The 26,421-nt window shown below is 35.1% G+C and carries 19 protein-coding genes and 1 tRNA gene; 15 read left to right on the forward strand and 5 right to left on the reverse strand.

The annotated features are described in order from the left end of the window. The 6 genes from Q0893_RS13620 to Q0893_RS13645 all read left to right on the forward strand — a co-directional run. Nucleotides 1–4,737 (forward strand): LamG-like jellyroll fold domain-containing protein (locus Q0893_RS13620; protein ID WP_299276569.1); only part of this gene is annotated, 4,737 nt, incomplete at its 5' end. Nucleotides 4,738–4,868: 131 nt separating this feature from the next. Next, nucleotides 4,869–5,684, forward strand: a complete 816-nt coding sequence (locus tag Q0893_RS13625) for a T9SS type A sorting domain-containing protein (RefSeq protein WP_298903080.1) — start codon at nucleotides 4,869–4,871, stop codon at nucleotides 5,682–5,684. A 70-nt stretch (nucleotides 5,685–5,754) separates the two neighbouring features. After that, entirely contained in the window at nucleotides 5,755–6,921 is a 1,167-nt protein-coding gene (locus Q0893_RS13630; protein WP_298903079.1) for a PLP-dependent aspartate aminotransferase family protein, read from the forward strand. Beyond that, a complete protein-coding gene (gene rlmF / locus Q0893_RS13635) occupies nucleotides 6,914–7,804 on the forward strand; it encodes a 23S rRNA (adenine(1618)-N(6))-methyltransferase RlmF (protein WP_299276575.1) in 891 nt (296 codons plus the stop codon). The genes Q0893_RS13630 and rlmF overlap by 8 nt, the downstream gene beginning before the upstream one ends. 43 nt (nucleotides 7,805–7,847) lie before the next feature. After that, on the forward strand, nucleotides 7,848–8,564 hold the full coding sequence (gene bshB1, locus Q0893_RS13640) for a bacillithiol biosynthesis deacetylase BshB1 (protein WP_298903076.1): 717 nt from the start codon (nucleotides 7,848–7,850) through the stop codon (nucleotides 8,562–8,564). Between the two features lie 131 nt (nucleotides 8,565–8,695). Next, a tRNA-His gene (locus Q0893_RS13645) sits at nucleotides 8,696–8,771 on the forward strand. Between the two features lie 54 nt (nucleotides 8,772–8,825). On the opposite strand, the gene Q0893_RS13650 is transcribed toward Q0893_RS13645, so the two are convergent. The 5 genes from Q0893_RS13650 to Q0893_RS13670 all read right to left on the reverse strand — a co-directional run bounded on the left by Q0893_RS13650 (nucleotide 8,826) and on the right by Q0893_RS13670 (nucleotide 14,032). Next, nucleotides 8,826–9,956, reverse strand: a complete 1,131-nt coding sequence (locus Q0893_RS13650; protein WP_299276580.1) for a sterol desaturase family protein — start codon at nucleotides 9,954–9,956, stop codon at nucleotides 8,826–8,828. A 163-nt stretch (nucleotides 9,957–10,119) separates the two neighbouring features. Next, complete coding sequence (locus tag Q0893_RS13655) at nucleotides 10,120–11,694, reverse strand: M28 family peptidase (RefSeq protein ID WP_299276583.1); 1,575 nt, start codon at nucleotides 11,692–11,694, stop codon at nucleotides 10,120–10,122. A gap of 95 nt (nucleotides 11,695–11,789) precedes the next feature. Next, nucleotides 11,790–12,827, reverse strand: a complete 1,038-nt coding sequence (locus tag Q0893_RS13660; protein WP_298903073.1) for a M28 family metallopeptidase — start codon at nucleotides 12,825–12,827, stop codon at nucleotides 11,790–11,792. A 79-nt stretch (nucleotides 12,828–12,906) separates the two neighbouring features. Beyond that, the gene (locus Q0893_RS13665) at nucleotides 12,907–13,248 is read right to left on the reverse strand and encodes an FUSC family protein (RefSeq protein ID WP_299276588.1); all 342 of its coding nucleotides are present in this window, start codon (nucleotides 13,246–13,248) and stop codon (nucleotides 12,907–12,909) included. Nucleotides 13,249–13,252: 4 nt separating this feature from the next. After that, nucleotides 13,253–14,032: a DUF3108 domain-containing protein gene (locus Q0893_RS13670; protein ID WP_298903070.1), complete on the reverse strand. Its 780-nt coding sequence runs from the start codon at nucleotides 14,030–14,032 to the stop codon at nucleotides 13,253–13,255. A 186-nt stretch (nucleotides 14,033–14,218) separates the two neighbouring features. Here Q0893_RS13670 and Q0893_RS13675 point away from each other — a divergent pair, with 186 nt between their 5' ends. From Q0893_RS13675 to Q0893_RS13715, 9 genes are all read left to right on the forward strand, one after another. Beyond that, nucleotides 14,219–15,076: a universal stress protein gene (locus tag Q0893_RS13675; protein WP_298903068.1), complete on the forward strand. Its 858-nt coding sequence runs from the start codon at nucleotides 14,219–14,221 to the stop codon at nucleotides 15,074–15,076. 92 nt (nucleotides 15,077–15,168) lie between these two features. Continuing rightward, complete coding sequence (locus tag Q0893_RS13680) at nucleotides 15,169–15,486, forward strand: DUF6660 family protein (RefSeq protein WP_298903066.1); 318 nt, start codon at nucleotides 15,169–15,171, stop codon at nucleotides 15,484–15,486. 49 nt (nucleotides 15,487–15,535) lie between these two features. Then, the gene (locus Q0893_RS13685; RefSeq protein ID WP_299276596.1) at nucleotides 15,536–17,722 is read left to right on the forward strand and encodes a TonB-dependent receptor; all 2,187 of its coding nucleotides are present in this window, start codon (nucleotides 15,536–15,538) and stop codon (nucleotides 17,720–17,722) included. A 2-nt stretch (nucleotides 17,723–17,724) separates the two neighbouring features. Next, a complete protein-coding gene (locus tag Q0893_RS13690; protein ID WP_298903063.1) occupies nucleotides 17,725–18,138 on the forward strand; it encodes a Fur family transcriptional regulator in 414 nt (137 codons plus the stop codon). A gap of 61 nt (nucleotides 18,139–18,199) precedes the next feature. Further along, nucleotides 18,200–20,152: a heavy metal translocating P-type ATPase gene (locus Q0893_RS13695; RefSeq protein WP_299276601.1), complete on the forward strand. Its 1,953-nt coding sequence runs from the start codon at nucleotides 18,200–18,202 to the stop codon at nucleotides 20,150–20,152. Nucleotides 20,153–20,217: 65 nt separating this feature from the next. Further along, entirely contained in the window at nucleotides 20,218–20,631 is a 414-nt protein-coding gene (locus Q0893_RS13700; protein WP_298903060.1) for a hypothetical protein, read from the forward strand. 108 nt (nucleotides 20,632–20,739) lie between these two features. Beyond that, nucleotides 20,740–24,447, forward strand: coding sequence for an efflux RND transporter permease subunit (locus tag Q0893_RS13705; protein ID WP_299276605.1), 3,708 nt, complete (start codon nucleotides 20,740–20,742; stop codon nucleotides 24,445–24,447). Further along, on the forward strand, nucleotides 24,444–25,682 hold the full coding sequence (locus tag Q0893_RS13710; protein WP_298903058.1) for a TolC family protein: 1,239 nt from the start codon (nucleotides 24,444–24,446) through the stop codon (nucleotides 25,680–25,682). The genes Q0893_RS13705 and Q0893_RS13710 overlap by 4 nt, the downstream gene beginning before the upstream one ends. Beyond that, nucleotides 25,682–26,419, forward strand: a complete 738-nt coding sequence (locus Q0893_RS13715) for a heavy-metal-associated domain-containing protein (RefSeq protein WP_299276610.1) — start codon at nucleotides 25,682–25,684, stop codon at nucleotides 26,417–26,419. Before Q0893_RS13710 ends, Q0893_RS13715 begins: the two co-directional genes overlap by 1 nt. Nucleotides 26,420–26,421 lie beyond the last annotated feature (2 nt).

Consider the following 26,421-nt stretch of genomic DNA (forward strand, 5'->3'; position numbering starts at 1 on the left):
TTAACAGCACCAACAGCCACAGATAACTGTGGAGGCACAGTAACTGTAAGTCATAATGCAACACTTCCAATTTCAGGCGAAGGGACAACAACGATAGTGACATGGACTTATGATGATGGTAATGGAAATACAAGCACGCAAGATCAAAATGTGATTATAGATGATACAACTGGACCAGTTGCTCCTAGTTTGCCAACGATTACTGGTGAATGTAGTGCGACCGTTTCTGTACCAACAACAACAGATGGTTGTTCGGGAACTATTACAGGAACCACAAGTAATCCTTTAGTATATAACTCGCAAGGCTCTTTTGCAATCACATGGAATTTTGATGATGGCAATGGTAATGCAATTGATGTGGTTCAAAATGTAGTCATCAATGATACTACAGATCCAGTGCCTGTTTGTCAGGATTTAACTGTTCAATTAGATAATATAACTGGAACCGCTACGATTACGGGAGCGCAAATTGATGACGGATCAACAGATAACTGTGGTACAGTTAATTTCACATTATCTCAAAGTGTATTTGATTGTACAGATATAGGAACTAATGTCATTGTACTTACTGTTGATGACGGAAATGGGAATTCTGCTATTTGTACATCTACAGTGACTGTGGTTAGTCCAACAATAACAGGAGGGACTGTATTAGGTTACTTAAATAATACAGAAACTATAGCTGACGCCGATAATTTGGTAGAAGTAACGGCATGTCCAGATGAACCACAAAATGCAACGTTTAATTTGTCAGGTCACACAGGAAATGTGGCGTATTGGCAAGCATCAACTAATGGTGGTCTTATTTGGACTAACATCGCAAATACAACAACATCTTACTACTTCGCTGATATATTGGAGACAACATTGATAAGAGCCGTTGTGCAGATAGGATCTTGTCAGGCGACATCTTCTATAGTTAGAGTCGTTGTGATACCACCAGACATTCCGCCAACAATTATTGGTCCAGATACATTTGATACGTGTTTAGGAGCAGATATTACGGTTGTAGCCCAAAGCTCATTTGCTACTAATCCAGAATTAAATGATGGTGGTGAATTTAACCAAGCTAATTTACCAGGTTGGTTAGTTGATGGAAATGACGGTGTCTCTGGGTGGAGTGCTTCAGGCAGTAATACATCACCGACCCCTTGGAGAGGTATTAGTAATGGTAATGCGAATAATTCTAGTAATATTACTGAAGGCGTAAGGTATAAAAATCAAGGAGGAGGTAAGTTTGCCATAACTTATGGTGATTTTAACGGAGCCGATCCGTCACCACCTGTAACAACACTTGAGACTGCCGTATTTAATACGTTAGGTTTGTCTTCTGCTAGTATTGATTTTCAATCGGCATATTACCTACAGTCTGGTGCCGTTGGAATGGTTGAGTTATCAGTTGATGGAGGCGCAACATATCCAATAAGTTTAATGAGCTTTAGTGGGCCTGGTGATTCAGGTGGATTTGTGAATTTAGGAGGAGGAGCTAATAATGTACCAACGATTGACCTTCAAGATGCAGGTAATGCTGTGTCTCTTGATTTAACAAACTATATAGGACTAACTAACCTTAGAGTAAAGTTCACATTCACATCAACAGTTGGTAGTTCATGGGCTATTGACGGCATTACGATTCCTCAAGCTCCAGTTGATGAAGTTATTGAATGGGAAGATGGTACAGGAACTGTAGTAACAACAGGAGCAACAACAACGATTACACCTGTGACACCTGGAATTCAGACTTATGGTGTAACTTCTCTAATAAATGGATGTAGAGCAATAGGTTCAGAAGGAACCGAATTTATTGATGTTAATGCATCTCTGGCTTATGCTGGGGAGGATATTACCCAGATTATAGGAGAGTGTGGAGAAGACATCAACTTAAACGCTTATGATAACAACTTGACCGCAGCTCAAAATGTTTCCAATGGTGTGTCTAATCCAGCCGTGTTTACAACAGGAACTTATCCTGGAACGGGAGAAGCTGGCGTATGGTCTGCAACACAAACATCAGGTTGTGGTGGGAACTATACTTTCTCTGATGTTGGTAGTCCAACTTCTAAATTTTCGGCAGACCCAGGAACATATCAATTAACATGGACCGTTCCTACTATTGGCTGTTCAGATAGTATCGAAGTAATTATTCAGAGTTGCCCAACGATAGATTTCGACGGAACTAATGATTATATTACGTTCAAGGATAATTATAATCTAACAAATCAGTTTAGTATTGAAACTTGGATTAAGCCTGAATCTGTTACAGGAACACAAACGTTGTTTTCTAAACGTGATGCCAATAACTTATCTACGGGATATGATTTAAGGTTAGTAGGAACGACAGTACAGTTTAATTGGAATGGTGCTGGTTCAATTCAATCTTCTTATCCAATATCAACAAATAGATGGTATCATATAGCGGTTACTAATAATAGTGGTAGTTATAGATTATATATTGATGGTGTCGAAGTAAGTACACCAGTGGCAGGTTCTGCCCCTTCAACAAATACAATGAATAGTTTAGCAGGCGCAATGGATCAAGCTAATAACGCTCCAAATCGACCAGTGAATTATTTTAACGGATGGATGGATGAGCTCCGTATTTGGAATACAGCGTTGACAACAGCTCAAATTCGTCAGATGATGAATCAGGAGATTCAAGATAATACTGCAGTAAGAGGGACAGTAGTTCCTTTAGATATTGCTGGTTTATCTTGGGCAGATTTAGACGGATATTATAGAATGGATGTGAATTGTGGTACTCTAGTGGCTAATAAAGGGATTAGAGGGCTATTAAGAAATATGACTTCTGCACAACAAGAAACCGCTCCTTTACCATATACGTCTAGAGTAGATGGTCAAAATTGGGCTACAGATAATACATGGACAAACTTTAATGTTTGGGATGCACCTAACAGTTTAGGTATTGATAATGCCACACCAATTGATTGGAATATTGTTGAAATATCTCATGATATCAATTCTGGAAATAAAGATATTACTGTTTTAGGGTTGATTTCAGATACACCAAATAAAGTTCTTGATATTAAGGATCCTGGGTCAGCTCAGGATGAAACAAACGACGGACAGTCATTGCGAGTTACACATTACCTGAAGTTAGATGGAGATATTGACCTATTTGGTGAGTCTCAATTACTACAAGATGAAGGCAGTATTTTGGATGTTACTAGTGCTGGTAAGTTAGAACGAGATCAACAGGGTACAGCCAATCTATATAATTATAATTATTGGAGTTCTCCTGTAAGTACATTAAGCATTGCATCAAACAATAATCCATTTAATGTAAATGGTATTTTAAGGGATGGATCGAATTCAAATAGTCCTCAAACCTTACAATGGACTGGAGCTCATGACGCTAATGGAACAACAACACCTATTACCTTGAGTAGTTACTGGTTGTTTGCTTATGAAAATTATCCTTTCGATAGTTATGCGTCATGGAGAGGTTTAAGCGAGACCGACAATATTGCTACAGGTTTAAGTTTTACAATGAAAGGGAGTGGTGTAGGAAACCCTGTAAGCGCTGTTCAAAATTATGTGTTTATAGGAAAACCAAATAATGGAACAATTACAACGCCCATAACTATTGGTAATCAAGCCTTAATTGGAAACCCATATCCATCGGCAATAGATGCCAATGCTTTTATTCTTGATAACATTCCTGGAGGAAATCCAGGTACATCTCAAAGTACAGATGGAACTTTGTATTTCTGGGAGCACTACACATCAAACTTTACTCATATTTTAGAAGACTATGAAGGTGGTTATGCCACATATAATTTAACTGGTGGAAATCCAGCAGTATCGCCACCATTAGTAAGCGGGAATGGAACACCAACCAAATTACCTGGACGATACGTACCAGTATCACAAGGGTTCTTTGTTACAGCGAGTAATGTTGGTGGTAATATTCAATTTAAAAATAGTCAGCGTACGTTTGTAAGAGAAACATCGGCAAGCTCAACGTTTATAAGATCCAGTAATCCAAATTTGTATTCAACAGATGAAGATCCTAATACAGATATTAAACGTGTACGTCTAGAATTTAAAACAACTGAAGGTGCCAAACGACCATTATTACTTGGTTTTGTTCCAAATAATCTTGCTACAGATGGTATAGATTATGCCTATGATGCAGAAAATTCTGATTCGGTATTTCCTAATGATATGTTCTTTAGAATTCAGGAAGGAGATTTTACAACTCAAGGTGTTGGTGATTTTGATGATACCAAGGAATATCCTTTGGTGGTCTATGTTGATACTCCTGGATTATATGAAATATCCCTTATAGGTTTAGAAAACTTCGAAGACGCTATTAACGTCTATATCTATGATGCTCTCTTAGATGACTATGCTGATATAAGCAGTAATACTTTTCAGATCGCTCTAGATGCAAATACCTATGAGAATCGATTTTATGTAACATTTTCTTCGGAAACAGCCTTATCTATTCCAGAGGAAGACTTAAACAAACATCTCATTGCATTCTTTAATACTACTCAAGAAATTTATGTGAATATGGCTAACATTTCAGATGTTAAGACTATAAAACTTATAAACTTATTAGGCCAGGAAGTTCAAAATTGGGATAACACATCGACATTCGTGATTGATGGAGCCATTAGAATTCCGGTGAAGAATATAGCTGAAGGTTCATATATCATCAAAGTAAACACTAATGATGGTATTTATAACACTAAAGTTATTATTAAAGAATGATATAAATTCTTACAAATATAAATCCATTAAATGCATTTCATCGAATATTTATGCATTTAATGGATTTTTTTATATTTAATTACTACATTGGCGCTTAACTAAAACTAAATTTTCATTAAAGCCCTAATGTAATGAAAACGATTGCCTACATCTGTTTAGCAGTGCTGTTATGCACTACTTTAGAACCAGTACATGCTACTGCAAATCATAATGCACCCACTGTAAATTCTGAAATTCAACGTGTTCGAATTGATATTACAACACCACTAGGTTATACCCGACACTTACTTTTAGGGTTTACCCCTGATAATGCGGCGACAGATGGTTTTGACTTTGGCTATGATGCTCAAAACATAGATAATTATAATAACGATTGCAATTGGCTTATCAACGATAATCGTTACGTTATTCAAGGCGTTGGCTCGTTTCATGAAAGTAAAACATATCCCTTAGGTTTATTTTTGACAGATTCTGGCGATGTTGAGTTTTCTCTGTTAGGATTAGAAAATTTTGATGATACTATAAATGTTTACATTTATGATGCTATGGATGATTCGGTGACTTCAATTTCCGATAGTAATTTGGTAGAAACCATTGCGCAAGGAAATCACTTAAATCGTTTTTTTATTGCATTTACAAATGATGTCAACTTAATGAGTTTTGCTAATAGTCAGTTATCGGTAAATGACTTCAATCAACAAACTACTGAAATTAGCTACATTTCATCTACTAAAGAGTTACGAATAAAAACCACTAATGCTTTAGAAATTCAAGACATCAGACTGTTTAGTATTTTAGGAAAAAAAGTGAAACATTGGAAAAACTTGAAATCGGATTCATCTGGAATGCTTAAGATCCCAGTATCTAATATTTCCGAAGGCACTTATCTTGTAAGCGTTAAAACGAAGGCTGGATTGTCTAATAAACGTCTTATTATCTCCCATTGATTAAAACTATAATGCATCCATAATTCTTTGGTCTTCTTTTTGTAAATTTAGTGTTCACAAATTAAAAGCTATGTCAAAGAAAAAACTAGGGATACATACCATTTGTACACATGTTGGCGAAATTAAAGATGAGCAATTTAAAGGTGCTATCTCTCCAATTTATATGTCTACATCTTATGAGTTTGATAATGTGGACATAAAGCGTTATCCACGTTATTTTAATACACCAAATCAAGAACATTTATCAAAAAAGATTGCAGCTTTGGAGCGCGCAGAATCTGCCATGATTTTTGGAAGCGGAATGGCAGCTATTAGTCATATGTTTTTAGCATTTCTTCAAAAAGGCGATCATCTTGTTGTGCAAAACACCCTGTATGGCGGGACGAGTAATTTTATTCGTGAAGAGTTTCATAAATATGGTATAGAATATACATTTACTAATAGTCATAAAGAAGCCGATTTTATTGCTGCGATAAGGCCTAATACAAAGGTGATTCATATTGAAACACCATCAAATCCTTTATTAACAATTACAGATATTAAAGCCATTGCCAGTTTGGCAAAATCAAAAGGGATTATTACTACTATTGATAATACCTTTGCGAGCCCTGTAAATCAAAACCCGTTAGACTTAGGGATTGATATAGTAATGCACTCGGCAACCAAATATTTAGGTGGTCATAGTGATATTCTGGCTGGAGCAGTAGCAGGTTCTAAAGACCATATTGATCGGATCTGGAATGTCTCTAAAAACTTGGGAGGAAGCCTAAGTGATATGACAGTTTGGCTCTTAGAACGAAGCATGAAAACATTAGCACTTCGGGTGAAGTCACAAACAAAGAATGCCAAGAAATTGGCTAAATTTTTAAATAAGCATTCAGATGTTACCAAGGTTTACTATCCTGGTTTAAAAAGCCACCCAGAACATGAACTTGCCAAATCGCAGATGCATGATTTTGGAGCAATGATTTCTTTTGAATTAGCCAATGGTATAGATGCTATGGCATTTCAAAAACAACTGCATTTAATTAAATCATCTATGAGTTTAGCAGGAGTAGAGAGCACCATGTTATTACCATCAGAAACGTCTCATGCTTTACTAACGCAAGAACAACGTGATGCTGTAGGTATAAGTGATCGACTCATACGTTTTTCGGTAGGTATAGAAAATTATAAGGACCTTAAAAAAGATATCGAACAAGCTATTACTAAAACTAAAGTCGCCGCATTTGCATAAACATAATAAACATTCAAAAGGCTATGATTTTGAAGTCTTAGTAGCTAATTCTCCAGAATTAGAAACATTTGTATTCACAAATTCGCATGGGAAATCAACCATAGATTTTGCTAATCCTAAGGCCGTTAAATCTTTAAATACAGCATTATTAACATTGTATTACGGCGTGTCGTATTGGGAATTTCCCGATGATCATTTATGTCCGCCAATTCCTGGACGCGTAGAGTATATTCATCTTTTAAATGATCTCTTGGTAGCCTCTGGGTTACGTGAGGATGTCACTGTTTTAGATATAGGAACAGGAGCAACATGTATATATCCACTCTTAGGACAAGCCGAGTACGGATGGCGTTTTATTGCTACGGAAATAGATAAAGGAGCTTATAAAAATGCTCAAAAAATTATAAATAAGAATGGGTTGGATGAGGTTATTACATTGCGATTTCAGAATAATCCACAGTGGATTTTAAATGACGAGATTTTACCTTCTGAACGCGTTGCCGCTAGTATGTGTAATCCGCCGTTTTATAAAAATGAAACAGAAGCATTAGAAGAAACCAAACGGAAATTGAAAGGTCTTGGGAAAAATACCGATACTATAGTTAGAAACTTTAGCGGAACAGCTCAAGAATTATGGTATCCAGGTGGAGAGAAGGCATTTTTACATAATTATTTGTACCAAAGTTCTCAATTAAAAAAGAATTGCTTTTGGTATACGAGTTTAGTGTCTAAAAAAGACCATGTTAAATCCATGGAGACATCGCTTAAAAAATTAGGAGCTACAAAAATTAAAAAATTAGAACTGTCACTTGGAAATAAAATAAGTAGAGTCATGGCGTGGACATTTTTATCGGATAAAGAACAACGCGATTGGAACTCATAAATTATGACAGAATTTGTAATTTGCATATTATTAAATTAAATAGATGAAATTAGATATATTGGCATTTGGCGCTCATCCTGATGATGTAGAATTGGGTTGTGGTGGAACAGTTGCGAAAGAAGTTGCTAACGGCAAAAAGGTTGGAATTATTGATTTAACACGTGGTGAGTTAGGAACGCGAGGTACGGCAGAAACTCGAGATCAAGAAGCAAGTGATGCTGCACATATTTTAGGTGTCACCGTTAGAGAAAATTTGGGTTTTGCTGATGGTTTTTTTATAAACGACAAAGAGCATCAATTGGAGGTTATTAAAATGCTTCGGAAATACCAGCCAGATATAGTATTATGTAATGCCTTTGACGACAGACACATTGATCATGGTAGAGGAAGTAAGTTGGTAAGTGATGCTTGTTTTTTAAGTGGTTTAATTAAAATAGAAACAACACTTGATGGTGTGAATCAAGATAAATGGCGGCCTAAACAGGTGTATCATTACATTCAATGGAAGAATTTAGAACCCGATTTGGCCGTAGATATATCTGGACATATTGATGTAAAAATGGCTTCTGTCTTAGCTTATAAAACACAGTTTTATGACCCAAAGAGCGATGAACCACAAACACCTATTTCGAGTAAAAACTTCACAGATAGTATTAAATATAGAGCTAGAGACCTTGGGAGACTCATTGGAACAGATTATGCCGAAGGATTTAATGTAGAAAGACATATTGCTGTAGATAGTTTGTTTGATTTGAAGTAATAATTTAAAAAAAGTCTTTGTAGAAACTACGAAATAATTTACATTTGCAGTCCAATTTAAATGGTGGCTCGGTTTCAGCTAATTTGAGCATTCCTTTTGGGAACTTTTAAAAGTTTAAATAAAATAAAAATGGTGGTTGTAGCTCAGCTGGTTAGAGCGTCGGTTTGTGGTACCGAAAGTCGCCGGTTCGAACCCGGTCTTCCACCCAAAATTACAAAGCCTTTCACTTGTGAAAGGCTTTTTTTGTAGTATTATTTTTCATTAGCGCTCACTGGCATCTTCTAAATCTTCTTGTGGGTTTTTTACAAAAGGATATATAAATTGTTTGCCATAACCTTTTGGGTAGTGAACATCGCCTAAGCCTGTGCTTTCTGGCCAATCTTTACCTTTATCATAATAAGTGCCGAAAATCATATCTATAAACGGAAAATGAATTGCGAAATTTTTGTCATACGCTTTGGGATCGTCAGAGTGATGCCAATGATGAAATTGTGGTGTCACAAATATGTATTTTAAGAATCCAAAGTTAATTCTTGTATTGGCATGAGCTAAAACAGCTTGAAAGGAGACAATAACGATATATGTAAAAAAGACAGAACTATCGAAGCCACATACATATATTGGAATGAATGACATTGCTCTAACCACTACTAAATCGAAAAAATGAGTTCTAGAACCAGCGAGCCAATCTAAGTTTTTGGTAGAATGGTGTACCGCATGAAAGCGCCAGAGATAAGGTATTTTATGAAAGAAATAATGTGCTGTATATTGGAATAGATCTGACACCAATAACGCTACAAATAATTGTGGTAAAAAAGGTATGGATTGAATGGTGTTTTGAAAACCTTCCAAACCAATATTCCTAAACATTGTTGTTGCTGGATATTGTACAATGACACCAATAATTTGTATGAATAAATGACTTACGATAAAGTAGACAAGATCAGTTCTCCACTCGCTATGAAATTTGGACTGTTCTGTACGTTTTGGTAAAAAGAGTTCTATGGGAACAAATACAATGGCAGAAACTAAGACATCAATAAGTAACCAATCTAGACCTATGGTGAACGTTTTGTCTTGAATACCTGTGCCTTCTGGTAATGCCGATCCTAGTAAAATTGTTGCGGCAATGATAATTGTGGAAATAAAACCGTAACGTTTTTTCTTGCTTAAAATGAAACTCGTAAAGGCAAAAATGAATGAAAGTATTAGAACTACAAGAATAGACCATTTTACAATTTGTGGGTTGTAAATGTCTCTAAAATCTTTGGTAGTAAATACATCTGGAAAATAGGCGCAAATAACAAAGCCTAAGGACACAATGGCCAAAAAAATAGAAAGATATCCGCTAATTTTCCCTTCACCAATTTTAAGTCTTTTGTTCTCACTCATAATATGTGTATTATATAAAGAAAGGTTCAAGATAATTAAAAATTTGTCTTGAACCTTTCGATTGCGTTAGCGATTGAGGTATTTGTTGAAGCTCCTCGCAGAGAGCGACTACCGAAAGCGCGACCCTAAGACGTTATAACGAAGTAGGGTAACGCCCACCTCGTTATTTGGTTTCGGCTTTATCGACTATAAGTCGGCCTTCGCGATTAGCAACCTCCCAAGCTGTATAAAATACTAATCGTGTTCTATTTTCTAGTAAGTCATATTCAATTTTGTCTGCTGTGTCTGATGGTCTATGATAGTCATCGTGAGTTCCATTAAAATAGAAAATAACTGGAATATTATTTTTTGCAAAGTTGTAATGATCACTTCTGTAATAAAAACGATTTGGATCATTATCATCGTTGTAGGTGTAATCTAACTCTATGTTTGTGTATTTTTTATTGGCCTCTTCTGATAGGTTATGCAGTTCGGTACTTAATTTATCACTTCCAATGAGATAAACATAGTTCCTGTCGCCTTTACGTTTTGGATCTACACGACCAATCATGTCAATATTTAAATCGGCTACCGTATTTTCTAATGGAAAAATAGGATCGTTATCTGTATAATGTCTAGACCCTAGAAGCCCTTTTTCTTCTCCAGTAACATGCAAAAATAGAATTGAACGTTTTGGTCCATTACCATCGTTGGCCGCTTTTTTAAATGCTTCGGCAATTTCTAAAAGTGCTATTGTTCCAGAGCCGTCATCATCTGCGCCATTATAGACTTGCCCATCTTTTACACCTTCATGATCTAAATGTGCGGAAATCACTAAAATTTCATCAGGTTTTTCTGTACCCTTAATGAGTGCTACAACATTTTCTGATGATACTTTATCTGACTGGCTCTTAATGTCTAGTTTTACAGAAGTTGGCGCTTTTTTAGATGTTTTATCTTCATTGATTTTTGGAAATAATTTAAAAGCCAGATTTTGGTTTATCATTATAAATGGGGCAGAAGGTGCATTCGATTTTAATGATATTCTACCAGCTTCACCAGACTGTGCAACGGCACGATAATAATTGTTGTACCTCTCGAAAAGTGCTGCATCTAAGTAAAATATAGCTTTAGCACCTTTTTCTCTTGCTGTACTACGTTTTGAAGATATTGAAGACCTACCAGAACTCCATTTTGTTTCTTCGGCTGTTCCTGTAGTCACGTAGTTTCCATTGGCATCCTTGGGTTCGCCAGATTTTGCCAATACAATTTTACCTTTTACATCAACACCTGTGTAGTCTGAGTAGTTTTCTGAGTCGATACCATATCCAACATATACTATGTTTGAAGCATCGATAGTTTGTGATTCAGAGGCACTAGTGACTATAAAATCTGTAAACTGCTCGAAGCTAGTTCCATTGACTTTTAATGTGGCTTCAGGTGATTTTCGTCTTTGAAGCGGAACCTCTTGGAAGTAGTCGTCTCCAGATAATGGAGAAGAAATTCCCATTTTCATATATTGTTCTTTGAGGTAGTTTACGGCTTTTTTCTGACCTGGTTCTCCAGTCTCGCGACCTTCAAATTCATCGGAAGCGTAAGTATAAAGCATTTCTTTTAATTCATCTGAAGTAATGCTGTTTCCGTATTCTGTTGGGTCAACTGGGGCCTTAGCATTTGCTTGCTTTGTTGCGTTTTGATTTGAACTACCGCAGCCTACAAGGAGTAAGGCGATAGCTAAAGTTTTTAGTGACGTCTTCATTATTTAAGTGTTACTTAGTTTTGTAGCACTAATATTACGAAATTTCTAGGTGACTTCTAGTATGGTAGCGTGGTCTTTAAATAAAATTTAACAGCTTAGATTACATCTTTGTCTACAACAATTCTGTTTTCAGAATTTGCTAAGTACCAGGCTGTGGCAAATATTAGCTTGGTTCTTTTTTCTAAAAGAGAATAGTTGATTTTGTCTGGTGTGTCTGTTGGTTCATGATAATCTTCATGTTCACCGTTAAAATAGAAAATTACAGGAACACCTTTTTGAGCAAAATTATAGTGGTCTGATCGGTAATAATAACGATTAGGATCGTTGTCGCTATTAAGTCTATAATCCAACTCTAAGTTTGTGAATTCATTATTGGCTTCTTCTGAAATATAATGCAGTTCGGTACTTAAACGATCTGCTCCTATAATGTAGAGATAGTTCTCATTATCGATGTGAGCATCGTCTACACGTCCAATCATATCTATATTTAGGTTGGCTACTGTATTTGCCATTGAAAATACAGGGTATTGCGTGTAATATCGAGAGCCATTAAGACCTACTTCTTCACCAGTCAAATGCAAAAAAACAACACTACGTTTAGGTCTGTGTCCTTCCATAGCTGCTTTTTTGAATGCTTGCGCCATTTCTAAAACCGCTGCAGTGCCAGAACCATTGTCGTCTGCACCATTAAAAATTTCAGTGTCATTGTACCCTTCATGGTCAGAATGTGCCGATATAATAATAACTTCATCGGGATATGTACTACCTTCTATAAACGCAATAACATTTTGGGAATCTTTTATATCTCCTGAAAAATAAGATTCAGGAATCCGTTGATAATACTTTGAACCTAAAGGCGATTTAATCTCTTCACGGATATAATAATCTTTAATAAATTTTGAGGCTTTGTGATGTCCTGGTTCGCCAGCTCTTCGTCCTTGGAAATCATCGGATGAAAATGCATAAACATGTTCTTTTAGTTCATCTTCCGTAATGGTATTTAGGTAGGTTTGAACTGTTTCGGAATCGTCAAAGTAGATACTTTCTTTAAGTTGCTCTATCTTTTCTGTATGTCTAAGTGTTGCGCATGAACCAACAAGGGTAAGGGACAATGCAACAAGATGAACTTTCATTTGCGGACTAATAAATGGCTGATTATGATTCAAATAAAATAAAAAAAAAGGTAATATCGAAAGTATTACCTCATTTTATTTATTCGTTATCTATCTCGTCTAAATCTAGACCCTCGAGTTCATCAATGGATTCTTCTTCGAGTTGATCTTCTTTTTGTTCTAATTGTTCTGTGTTTCCAACTTCAGATTCGGTAAACACTGCTTTGTATGTTGTTAGAGCCAGAGCAATAATTGTCATTAAAAATACAAGTTGAATAGCTCTTTTACCTGTTTGCTGCCCTTTTGATGTGACTAAGGCCAGAATACCAAATATAAGAGCCAATATTGAAGGGATGTACGCAATTTTAAATAAAGGTGTCACCGCTAACACTAGTGCTAGAATTGCTGCTATATATCCTAAAATTATAAGTAGCTTTTTCATGATATTAATGTTTTAGTCCTGTTGCGCTTTTTATTTTTAATTCACCATTTCCAACGGCAATTTTGAATTTTGCATAAACAGGTATTTTATTGGCATCTGCCGTTAACCAAAGTAGGTTGTCATTATTACCTTTAAGAACATTGCTATTGTTAATTGAAATAGACAATTTGTAGCATTCTTTTTTACCAATGGCAGTATTAATAGTTTCTTTGCTTAAATACTTTATGCTTACAACAGACTCTTTGTTGTCAAATAATACCGTAAAACTCTGGCTATCACCAATACTTGCTTTATGAATATCTAAATTTCTGATATGATATAACGTAGTAACTAGATCTCGAGTAGAGCCTCCTATTTTTACCGATTTCTTTTCTTCCCACTCGGTACCATCACGTCTGGTTTTTCGTTTTAAACTTGCTACAGTTCTTGTTTTATGGTTAAACTTATATTTCATGAATTTCTTGTAACCACCTTCATAAATATCTCTATTATATAGAAAAGGGGTTAATGTCTTGGGACTTACATAGCTTTCATATAAATCACGAATCTTAAAGAAACTATCCCAATTACTGTAAGTTACCGCTGTGCACTTTAATTTTAGTAAGGTCGATTTTGATGTTTTGACTTCGCTAGTTTGCATTGTAACTTCGGCCAATTCATTGAGTATGCCATTCATATTATACGATGCGCTATAGGTTAGCTTTTCACCAGCAGCAATAGTTTTATTTTGAGCTAAAGAAAAAAATGAACTCAAAATAATAAGTGTAGATATCAAAAATTTCATTGTAATACGTTTAGTTGTAATAACGATTATACTAACATTTATTATGCCGAAAATACAATCCTTTATTATTTCTAACTAATATTTTTTCGAAGTTTTGACTTTGAATCTTTGTATAGCAGATGATATTTATCATGATTTTTTAGTCTTATGCTTTGTAATTTAGAGTAAGATCAAAATCATTGTATTATGAAAAATATATTGTTACCAACAGATTTCTCGGAAAACGCATTAAACGCTATTCATTACGCGATGTCATTTTATCAATATGAACCCTGTAAGTTCTATTTGCTGAATGTTCAAAAGGTGTCATCATTTGTAACAGACGATTTGATGGCGATGCGACCTTCCGATACATTATTTAACTCTTTAATAGATGCCTCTATGAAAAGACTGGAAATCTTAATTACGGAATTAGAAGAGCAATATGCAAATGTGCTACATGAATTTGAACCCAAAGTAGATTACGATAACTTTATTGATGCCATACAACAGGTAGTTAATAAGAATCAAATTGATATGATTGTTATGGGAACAAGAGGCGCTTCTATTATAGGTAAGAAACTGTTTGGGTCACATACAGTAAGTGTATTTCAGCGATGTTCGTGCCCTGTACTAGCCATTCCTAACGATTATAACTATAGAACTATAAAGACCGTTGCATTTACGTCTAACTACTATACGGCTTATAATTCTGAAGACTTATTACCTCTAATCAATTTGGTAGAGCATCATAATTACGACGTTCATATTATTCATGTTAAAGAAGCCGAACGCCTCAGTGAATATCAGGAGAATAACAGAGCATTCTTAGACTCGTGCTTTTCAAATGTGAATCATTCATTTATTATGCTTGAAGAAGAGCGTTTGTTTGATGCCGTTACTAATTATATGACAGCTAATAATATTGATTTATTGGCAATGATGAGTCGAAAACATTCGTTTTTAGAGCGGCTGTTTATAACACATCCAGCAGAAAGTTTTGCTTTTAATTTGAAGGTTCCTTTACTAGTGATGGAAAATACGGGAGACTTTTATTTAAAGTAAGCGATTGGAAAAACTAAAAGTTCGTAACTCAGAATCCTTTAATATTAGTATTTGCACAACCATTGCATCTTTAAATTTTTATCTTTGCCTTAATGAAATTTGTAACAATCATATTGTCATTATTAATATTATCGCTTTCGGCAAAACCTTGTTCTGATGGTCAAAATAGTGAAGATCTGCACCAAGAAGATATAAGTGTTAATCATAACCATCAAGAAGATAGTGATGATTCTTGTCCTGCAACTTGTATTTGTAATTGTTGTGGTACGGCAATTACTTACGAACCTTTGGCAACTTACAACCTCATTGATTATTATAAAATTTCTACCAAAATAGCATCTTCATATCAGTCTATATATAGATTTGATTTTCATTCGAATATTTGGCAACCACCACAAGTAATCAGCTAAAACAACGCGATTTTAAATCAATTAATTAGTTAATTACAATTATATTTCAATGAATAAATACACATTGAGCATAACGCTCATTATATTACTTTGCCTATCATTAAAGGCACAAACATCAGATATACAAATAAAAATTATCGCAGAAACTGAGAATGAACCGTTAATAGGTGCTACAGTTTACTTTGAAGCATTAGAAAAAGGGGCTGTTACCAATTTTGATGGTATCGCTGAGTTTACCGAAATACCAAACGGTCAGCATCAAATAATAATCTCCTTTTTAGGATTTGAAACCATAGAAACTACAATCCAAGTCCCGAGTACTTCAGCATTAGTATTTAAACTAAAAGAAGGGGGTAATCAATTAGACGCGGTGGTACTACAATCTACAAGAAGTACGAGAACAGTTAGAAAAATACCAACGCGTATTGAGTTTATAGGTACAGAAGAATTAAGCGAAAAGGCCATAATGAATCCTACCAATATCTCCATGGTACTTCGTGAAAGCACAGGAATACAAATGCAACAAACATCTTTAAGTAGCGGAAGTACTAACATTCGTATTCAAGGTTTAGATGGTAGATATACCCAGCTATTAAGGGATGGATTCCCTCTATATGGGGGTTTTTCAAGCGGTTTAAGTATTTTGCAAATTCCTCCTTTAGATTTAAAACAATTTGAAATTATTAAGGGAAGCTCTTCAACACTTTATGGCGGTGGAGCTATAGCAGGCTTAGTAAATATGGTATCTAAAACACCAGACGAGGAACCTGAATTAGATATTATGCTTACTCAAACCCAAGCGCTGGGAAGTACCGCTAATATATTTTACAGTAAACGAAATGAGACATTTGGTTTTTCGCTTTACGGTTCTGGTCACTACCAAAAAGCATATGATCCCGAAGATGATGAATTTAGTAACCTTCCTAAAACGACATCCATTTCATTTAACCCTAAGTTGTTTTATTATCCATCGGAAAAAACAACGATTTGGCTTGGATTAAACGGGACATACGATGATAGAGTAGGCGGTGATATTAGCAAAATTGAGAATGGTGAAGAAGGGATACATCAATATACCGAAGAAAACAACTCAAAACGATTAAGTAGTCAGTTTGTGTATCAAACACAGTTAGATGAGTTGCGTTCATTACAATTTAAAAATAGTGTCTCTTTTTTCGATAGAAATTTATCAGTTCCAAATTTCAGCTTTGATGGTAAGCAAACGAATACATTTACTGAAATTACTTATAACAAGACATCGGAAAAAACCGATTGGATATTCGGAGCTAATCTATATACCTCGAATTTTGATGAAAATGACAATGCGACCCTTCAGCGCGATCAAAAAGATGTCACCTTTGGTGCTTTTGCAAATAATATTTATGACATTTCAGAACATTGGATTTTAGAAACAGGATTGAGGGCCGATTATAATTACGATTTTGGCTTCTTTCCTCTTCCCAGAGTGTCATTGCTTTATAAAAATGATAACGGGTTTTCAAGTCGAATCGGTGGTGGTTTAGGTTACAAAATCCCTGATATTTTCACTGAAGAAGCCGAATATATTAATTTTGAAAATGTGCTCGCCATTGATAAATCTAAAGTTGACGCAGAGCGTTCTTATGGTGTTAATTTCGATTTGAATTATCAAACACGTTTGTCTGATGCTATTGGTTTTTCTGTAAATCAATTATTCTATGTCACAGCAATAAAGGATGGATTGCTTTTAAATTCAACAGAAAACGGTTTATTTCAATTTGAAAATGCACCTGATGAAATCTTTAGTAAAGGAGCAGAAACCAATATTAAATTTACTTATAAAGATTTTAGATGGTTTTTAAACTATGCATTTATTGATACCAAACTAAATTATTTACCAGGTAACCCACAAAAGCCATTAACAGCAAAACACAATGCAGGTAGTGTATTAATGTACGAATCTGATAAGTGGCGCATCGGTTACGAAACCTATTACACAGGAAAGCAATTTCTTTCAAATGGTACTGAAACAACAGATTTTCTAACAATGGGTTTACTATTAATGCGTAACTTTAAATTGGGTAGCGTATTTGTGAATTTCGAAAACTTTACAGACAGAAGACAAAGTAGGTTTTCGCCTCTGGTTTTACCACCACACGAAAACCCTGTTTTTCCTGAAATATATGCTCCTACAGATGGTTTTATATTTAGTGTCGGACTCATAATTAAACCATTTGGAAACGAAGATCACGACTAGTTATGGAAACAATTGAACAAGTACTAGAATCTAAAAATATTCGCGTAACGGCAATGCGTTTATTGATTTATAAGTTCCTTGCAGAAAAGCAAGTAGCCGCAACTTTAAGTGATATAGAGAAAGCTTTTGAGAAAGCAGATAGAACAACACTCTATAGAACAGTTAAAACCTTTGTAGAGAAAGCTATAGTACATCAAATAGACGATGGTACAGGAATAACAAAATACGCATTGTGTGAACAGGACTGTAGCTGCGAAATTGAAACCGATTTGCATTTGCATTTTCATTGTAATAATTGCAACGAAACGATTTGTTTAACAGACCATAAAATACCTAAAATTAAAGTGCCAGATGGTTTTATTTCTGAACAAATAAACTTGGTCGTAAAAGGTTTATGCGATAAATGCAGTGCATAAAAATGCACTTCTATTGCATGGGTTTTTTGAGCACCTTTGTTGTTATTAATATGAGTTACTAATGAAAAAAAAGAAGGTCAATTTACGGGATTTAAAACAAAACTCGAAAGCGGGACATAGCCACGATGATGGACATAATCACGGAGGTTCTTCCAGTGATTTTAAAACCTATATTCCTGCTATTGTAAGTTTCATTATGCTTGTCGCTGGTATAGCATTAGACTATTTTAATGTTACTTTTTTTAAGGACTGGATACGGATAATTTGGTACTGTATAGCGTACTTACCTGTGGGCTTTCCCGTTGTAAAAGAAGGCTGGAAGAGCATAAAAAAAGGTGATGTGTTTACAGAGTTCTTTTTGATGTCTATTGCTACTATTGGAGCGTTTATTATTGGTGAATACCCTGAAGGTGTTGCAGTAATGCTCTTTTACGCAGTTGGTGAGTTATTTCAAAATGCAGCTGTCAATAGAGCTAAAGGAAATATTAAAGCCTTGCTGGATGTTCGTCCAAAAGAAGCAAACGTTTATCGTAATGGTGCTTACACAAACGTTTCACCAGAGGATGTCAGCATTGGCGAGAAGATTCAAATTAGGGTTGGCGAAAAAGTGCCTTTAGATGGTGAGCTATTATCTGAAAAAGGATCATTGAATACAGCGGCTTTAACAGGGGAGAGCAAACCTAATTCAGTTTTAAAAGAAGACAAGGTTTATGCAGGTAGTATTAACTTAGACAGTGTAATAGAAGTCGAGGTGACTAACAATTTTGAAGACAGTTCTATTGCTCGAATATTAGATTTAGTTCAAAACGCTACAGCGCGTAAATCGAAAACGGAATTGTTCATTAGGAAGTTTGCTCGAATCTATACGCCTATTGTTGTGTTTTTAGCTATTGGAGTTACCTTTCTTCCTTATGTCTTTGTAGATGATTATGTCTTTAGAGACTGGCTGTATAGAGCCTTAATTTTCTTAGTAATTTCCTGCCCTTGTGCTTTAGTGATTTCTATTCCACTCGGGTATTTTGGTGGACTAGGAGCGGCTTCAAAAAATGGGATATTATTTAAAGGGGCTTCTTTTTTAGATGCAATGACCAAAATTAACACCTTGGTAATGGATAAAACAGGAACAGTTACCAAAGGTGTTTTCAAAATAAAGGAAATCAAGATTATAGGTTGGGAAGAACACGAATTCATGAAATACCTAACAGCCATGGAAGAACAGTCTACCCATCCTATTGCAAAGGCTATCATGGAGTATAAAGGCAATGGAAGTAATTATAAGGCAGAAGACGTTTCTGAAATTGCAGGAAAAGGTCTAAAAGGAACGGTAAACGATAAAACTGTTTTAATAGGAAATAAAAGTTTAATGATAGCCAATAATATTGAGGTGCCAAATGAAACCGAATCTATTGTGGAGTCTATTGTGTTGGTCGCCATTAACAATGCCTTTGTGGGTTATGTTGTTATTGCCGATGAATTGAAGGAGGATGCCAAAGACACAATCACAGCATTACATGAAGTGGGCATAAAAGACATAATGATGCTTTCTGGAGATAAGAATTCGATAACACAGCAAGTGGCTAAATCGTTGCATATAAAAAATGCTAAGGGTGGTTTGTTGCCAGAGGAAAAACTAAATGAAGTAGAAATTCTAAAACAAAACCCTGAAAATAAAATTGCATTTATTGGTGATGGTATTAATGATGCGCCTGTTTTAGCCGCAAGTGATGTGGGTATTGCTATGGGCGGCTTAGGTAGCGATGTTGCTATCGAAACGGCAGATGTTATTATTCAAACCGATCAACCATCAAAGGTGGTTAGAGCTATTAAAATAGGCAGATCTACTCGAAAAATTGTATGGCAAAATATCATATTAGCTTTCGGAGTTAAAGCTATTGTTTTAATATTAGGAGCAGGCGGCTTAGCTACGATGTGGGAAGCCGTTTTTGCAGATGTAGGTGTGGCCTTATTAGCCATTCTAAATGCAGTAAGATTACAAAGAATGAGTTGGGATTGATGAATGTTTAAGTTTCTGTTAAACAAAAATGACATTAATTAAAATTTAATACCTTTGTAGTCGTTATGAAGCATATATCTCATAAAATAATGTCTTTTATAATGGCTTTTGTAGTGTTATTCTCTACTATGTCATTTACTGTAAACATGCATTATTGTGGAGATACTTTAGTGGAAACGGCTATTTTCCAAAAAGCTAAAGGTTGCGGTATGGAAATGGACAAACCATCAACAGAAGGTTGTTCTATTACGAAGAAAAACTGTTGTGATGATGAACAATTAGCATTTGAAGGTCAAGACGAATTACAATTACAAGTTGACAAAATTGCGTTTGAGCAACAAGTATTCATAGCTTCATTTGTTTACACCTATATTAACCTTTTTGAAGGTTTAGATAACAATGTGTCTTCTTACGAAGAATACAAACCACCACTCGTCGTCAGGCAAATCTTCAAGATCGACGAGACGTATTTAATTTGATTTTTAAACAATAGACTGTGTTGTCCTATGGCTTTATGTCATAAGGATAATTTGTTGTATTCGGTGTTTTCAGAACACCAATGTCTAACTGTTTAATAATCAAAATATATGCTTAATAAAGCAATTAAATTTCTTATTGAGAATAAACTCGTTGCAGTACTTCTACTCGCCCTTTTCATAGGATGGGGAACAGTAAATGCACCTTTCAATTGGGATACAGGATTTTTACCAAGTAATCCTGTCGCTGTAGATGCTATTCCAGATATAGGTGAAAACCAACAAATTGTATTTACCAAATGGGATGGTCGTTCACCTCAAGATATAGAAGACCAAATTACCTATCCATTAACAACATCCTTGTTAGGTATTCCTGGTGTAAAAACCATTCGTAGTTCGTCTATGTTTGGCTTTTCAAGTATCTATATCATTTTTGAAGAGGACATAGAATTTTATTGGAGTAGAAGTCGTATTCTCGAAAAACTAAACTCATTACCCAGTGGTTTATTACCTGATGGTGTTAATCCTGCGTTGGGTCCTGATGCAACAGGGTTAGGACAAATATTTTGGTACACGCTTGAAGGACGTGATGAAAACGGAAACGTTACTGGTGGTTGGGATTTACAAGAATTACGTAGTATTCAAGATTACTATGTAAAATATGCGCTATCCTCTGCGAGTGGCGTATCAGAAGTAGCATCTATTGGTGGTTATGTTCAAGAATACCAAGTAGATGTTAATCCAGAATTGATGCGTCAATACAATATAGGTTTGCATCATATTGTAAAAGCAGTTAAGGAAAGTAATAAAGACATTGGTGCACAAACTATTGAAATCAATAATGCAGAATATTTAGTTCGTGGCTTGGGTTATGTGAAATCTATCGCAGATATTGAAAATGCTGTCGTTACTTCCGAAGATTATACAGCAATACGAATTAAAGATATTGGAAAAGTTTCTTTAGGCCCTGCAACAAGACGTGGCTTATTAGATAAAGAAGGTGCAGAAGTTGTAGGTGGTGTTTTAGTAGCGCGTTATGGTGCAAACCCAATGGAAGTTATTAATAATGTAAAAGAGAAAATTAACGAATTAAGTGCAGGATTGCCTTCAAAAGTATTGGCAGATGGAAGAACATCACAAGTCACAATAGTACCATTTTATGATAGAACAGAATTAATTCAAGAAACACTTGGCACACTCAATGAAGCCTTAACTTTAGAAATTCTAATTACCATTTTGGTTATTATCATTATGGTGTTTAATCTTCGGGCATCGGTACTTATATCTGGACTGCTACCAGTTGCGGTTTTAATGGTTTTTATAGCTATGAAGTTCTTTGGTGTAGATGCAAACATTGTCGCATTATCTGGTATTGCAATTGCTATTGGTACAATGGTCGATGTTGGTGTCATTCTTTCAGAAAACATTATAAGACATTTAGATGAAGATGATGGAACACAATCCATTAATACAGTAGTTTATAATGCCACAGCAGAAGTATCTGGCGCAATCGTAACCGCAGTAATGACAACAATAATTAGTTTCATTCCTGTATTTACTATGATTGGTGCAGAAGGAAAATTATTTAGACCATTGGCATTTACAAAAACCTTTGCGTTAACTGCATCAATTATTGTCGCTTTATTTTTAATTCCACCGTTTGCTGCTTATTTATTCAGAAAGAAAAGCATTAAAAACACTTTTAAAACTATTTTAAATGGTGTTTTAATAGCTTCAGGAATCGTAGCAATAGTCTTTGGGTATTGGTTAGGATTGATTTTGATAGCTTTTGGAATTACAGCACTTCTAAATCTTCAAAATAAAATATCAGACAAACAAGCTAATCTTGTCAATATCATTATTTCAGCATCAGCAATCATATTTCTGTTAGCCGAATATTGGCGACCATTAGGCGTTGATAAAAGCATCTTTTGGAATCTCATTTTTGTAAGTGTAATTTGCTTTGGTTTATTAGGCCTTTTTACATTATTCATCAAATATTACACACATATTTTAAGGTGGTGTTTAGATCATAAATTGTTGTTTCTATCTGTTCCAACAGCTATTGTAATTGCAGGGTTTTTCATCATGAAGAACACAGGCAAAGAGTTTATGCCATCCTTAAATGAAGGCTCATTTCTACTAATGCCAACCTCAATGCCTCATTCTGGTGTGGAAGAAAACAAACGGGTTTTACAACAATTAGATATGGCTGTCGCCAGTATTCCAGAAATTGAAACAGTTGTTGGTAAAGCAGGTAGAACAGAATCAGCGTTAGACCCAGCACCTCTATCAATGTATGAGAACATCATTCAGTATAAATCAGAATATATGCTGAATGCAGATGGAGAACGACAACGCTATAAAGTAAATAAGGATGGTTTGTTTGAATTGAAAGATGGTCGCTTTATTTCTAATCCTAATAATTCCGAAAATGTTGCTTATAGCACAGTTAAAAGGTCTCAACTAATCGAAGATGAGGATGGTGAATACTATCGTAATTGGCGACCAGAAATTGAATCACCAGACGATATTTGGAATGAAATTGTAAGAGTTACCAAATTGCCAGGTGTTACGTCAGCACCAAAACTACAACCCATTGAAACAAGATTGGTAATGCTTCAAACAGGAATGCGAGCACCTATGGGAATTAAGGTAAAAGGTCAAGACTTAAAGCAAATTGAAGCCTTTGGTGTTCAATTGGAAGATATACTCAAACAAGCTGAAGGTGTTAAAAAAGAAGCTGTTTTTGCAGACCGTATTGTAGGTAAACCCTATTTGTTAATTGATATTGATAGAGAGAAAATTGCACGTTATGGTATTTCTGTACATGATGTTCAAGAGGTATTAAAAGTCGCAGTAGGTGGTATGGTATTAACCCAAACGGTCGAAGGTCGTGAGCGATATGGTGTTCGTGTGCGATACCCAAGAGAATTAAGAGCAAATCCAACAGACTTACAACAGATTTATGTGCCAGTTGAAAAAGGCAGCCCTGTTCCGTTAAGCGAATTGGCAACCATTCGTTATGAGCAAGGTCCACAGGTCATTAAAAGTGAAGACACCTTTTTAGTAGGTTATGTGTTGTTTGATAAATTGGATGGTTTTGCAGAAGTAAGCGTTGTTGAAAATGCACAAGCACTGATTCAAGAAAAGATAGATTCTGGTGAATTAATAGTTCCAAAAGGTATCAACTACGAATTCACAGGAACGTATGAAAATCAGTTACGAGCAGAAAAAACGCTTTCTGTTGTAGTGCCATTAGCATTGGCAATTATCTTTTTAATACTGTATTTCCAATTCCGTTCTGTGGCAACCTCATTAATGGTGTTTACAGGTATCGCAGTAGCGTTTGCAGGTGGGTTCATAATGATATGGCTCTATGGCCAAGATTGGTTTTTAAACTTCAATTTCTTGGGCGAAAATATGCGAGACTTATTTCAGATGCATCCCATTAATTTAAGTGTAGCGGTTTGGGTTGGGTTTATTGCACTCTTTGGCATTGCAACAGATGATGGTGTAGTAATGGCAACCTATTTAACGCAAACTTTTGATAGAAATATACCAGAGAACAAAAAGGAAATTAGAGCATCCATAGTAGAAGCAGGAGAAAAACGAATCAGACCCTGTTTAATGACAACTGCGACTACAATTTTGGCATTGTTACCAGTACTAACCTCAACAGGACGAGGAAGCGATATTATGATTCCAATGGCAATACCAAGTTTTGGTGGAATGCTCATAGCCTTAATAACCTTATTTGTAGTTCCAGTATTATACAGCTGGAAATCCGAAGTTCAACTTAAAAGAGTAACAAAATGAAACACATAAAAATGAATATAAGAACGGTCTTTGTTCTTTGTCCTTTATGCTTTGTTCTTTCTGTGCAAAGTCAAGAGTTAGAAACGCTTATTGATGTTGCATTAAATAACAATCCAGAAATTCAAAAATTTGAGTTGCAATACAAAAGAGCTTCCGAAAAGGTAAACGAAGTCAATACCATTCCTAATACCGCATTTGGTGTAGGTTACTTTGTGAGCGAACCAGAAACACGAACAGGAGCGCAACGATTTAAAGTATCGGCTAAACAAATGTTACCGTGGTTTGGTACAATTACTTCACGAGAAAACTATATCAGTTCATTAGCTGATGCAAAATATGAAGACATTGTTATTGCAAAGCGAAAATTGATGGCTTCTGTATCACAATCCTATTATAATTTATACGCCAACAAAGCGAAACAGGAGGTTTTAAACGAGAATATTAATCTTTTGGAAACCTACGAAACGTTGGCTTTAACATCGCTTGAAGTTGGAAAAGCATCAGCTGTAGATGTGTTGCGATTACAAATGCGTCAAAATGAAATGCAACAATTAAAAGATGTTTTAAGTCAACAGTTTTTAGCAGAACAAACGAATCTTAATAATCTTTTGAATAGAGAAAATAATGTTGCTGTTACTGTGGTAGATAGTTTAATGATGCCTTCGGAAGACTTTGAAATCATTACTGAAAATTTAGCATTACATCCTGAATTGTTGAAGTATGATAAACTATATCAATCCATAGAACAATCAGAATTATTAAACCAAAAAGAAAGCAGTCCAATGATTGGTTTTGGTTTGGACTATATCAATGTTTCCGAAAGACCAGATATGAATTTCTCGGATAACGGAAAAGATATTGTGATGCCTATGGTTTCGGTGTCAATCCCGATTTTTAATAAAAAATATAAATCTCAAACCAAGCAAAATGAGTTGCAACAGCAGGAAATTACAGTTCAAAAACAGGAACGATTAAATATGCTGGAAACGCTTTTAAGTAAAGCGATCAATGAACGTATTTCAGCAAGAATAAGTTATACCACGCAAACCAAGAACTTAAAACAAGCCAAAGATGCAGAGGACATCTTAATCAAAAGCTACGAAACAGGAACGATTGATTTTAATGATGTTTTGGATATTCAAGAACTACAATTAAAGTTTCAAATGAACCAAATAGAGTCAGTCAGAACTTATTATGTGCAATCAGCGATTATTAATTATTTAACACAGCAATAATGAAACATACCTATAATATAACAGGAATGACCTGCAATAACTGTAAGGCTTCCGTAGAAAAATATTTAAGAGAAATAGACCAAGTATCAGAGGTGTCTGTTAATCTTGAAAAAGGTGAAGCAGAAGTGAAAATGAATACCCATGTTTCAACTGAAATATTACAAAATGCATTACCAAAAAAGTATACCTTATCTGAAAAGAAAGAGAAAAATGTGTTTGCGTCTTCAAGTATGTCGGCAATGCCAATGGAAGAAGAAAAAAGTAAGCTGCAACAATTAAAACCTCTTTTGCTTATTATTTTTTATATCGCTTCAGCGTGTATTTTACTTCACTATAAAAATTGGTCTTGGAGCAACTTTATGCTTGACTTTATGGGCTTATTTTACATTGTATTTAGTTTCTTTAAGATGTTGGACTTAAAAGGGTTTCCTGATTCTTTCAGAATGTATGACCCATTAGCAAAACGTGTTCCTGTTTATGGTTGGTTTTATCCATTTATTGAAACAACTTTAGGATTAATGTTTTTAATGCGATTTGAAGTTAATCTTGCTTTAATCATCACACTAGTTGTATTAGGCATTACAACCGTTGGAGTTACAAAAACACTATTAGATAAGAAGTCAATCAGATGTGCTTGTTTAGGTACTGCTTTAAAGTTACCTATGACAGAAGCTACTTTTATTGAGAATGCCATAATGATTGTAATGGCAATATTAATGTTATTAAATATCCTTTAAGA

This window comes from uncultured Psychroserpens sp. (assembly GCF_947494225.1).
Classification (GTDB): domain Bacteria; phylum Bacteroidota; class Bacteroidia; order Flavobacteriales; family Flavobacteriaceae; genus Psychroserpens.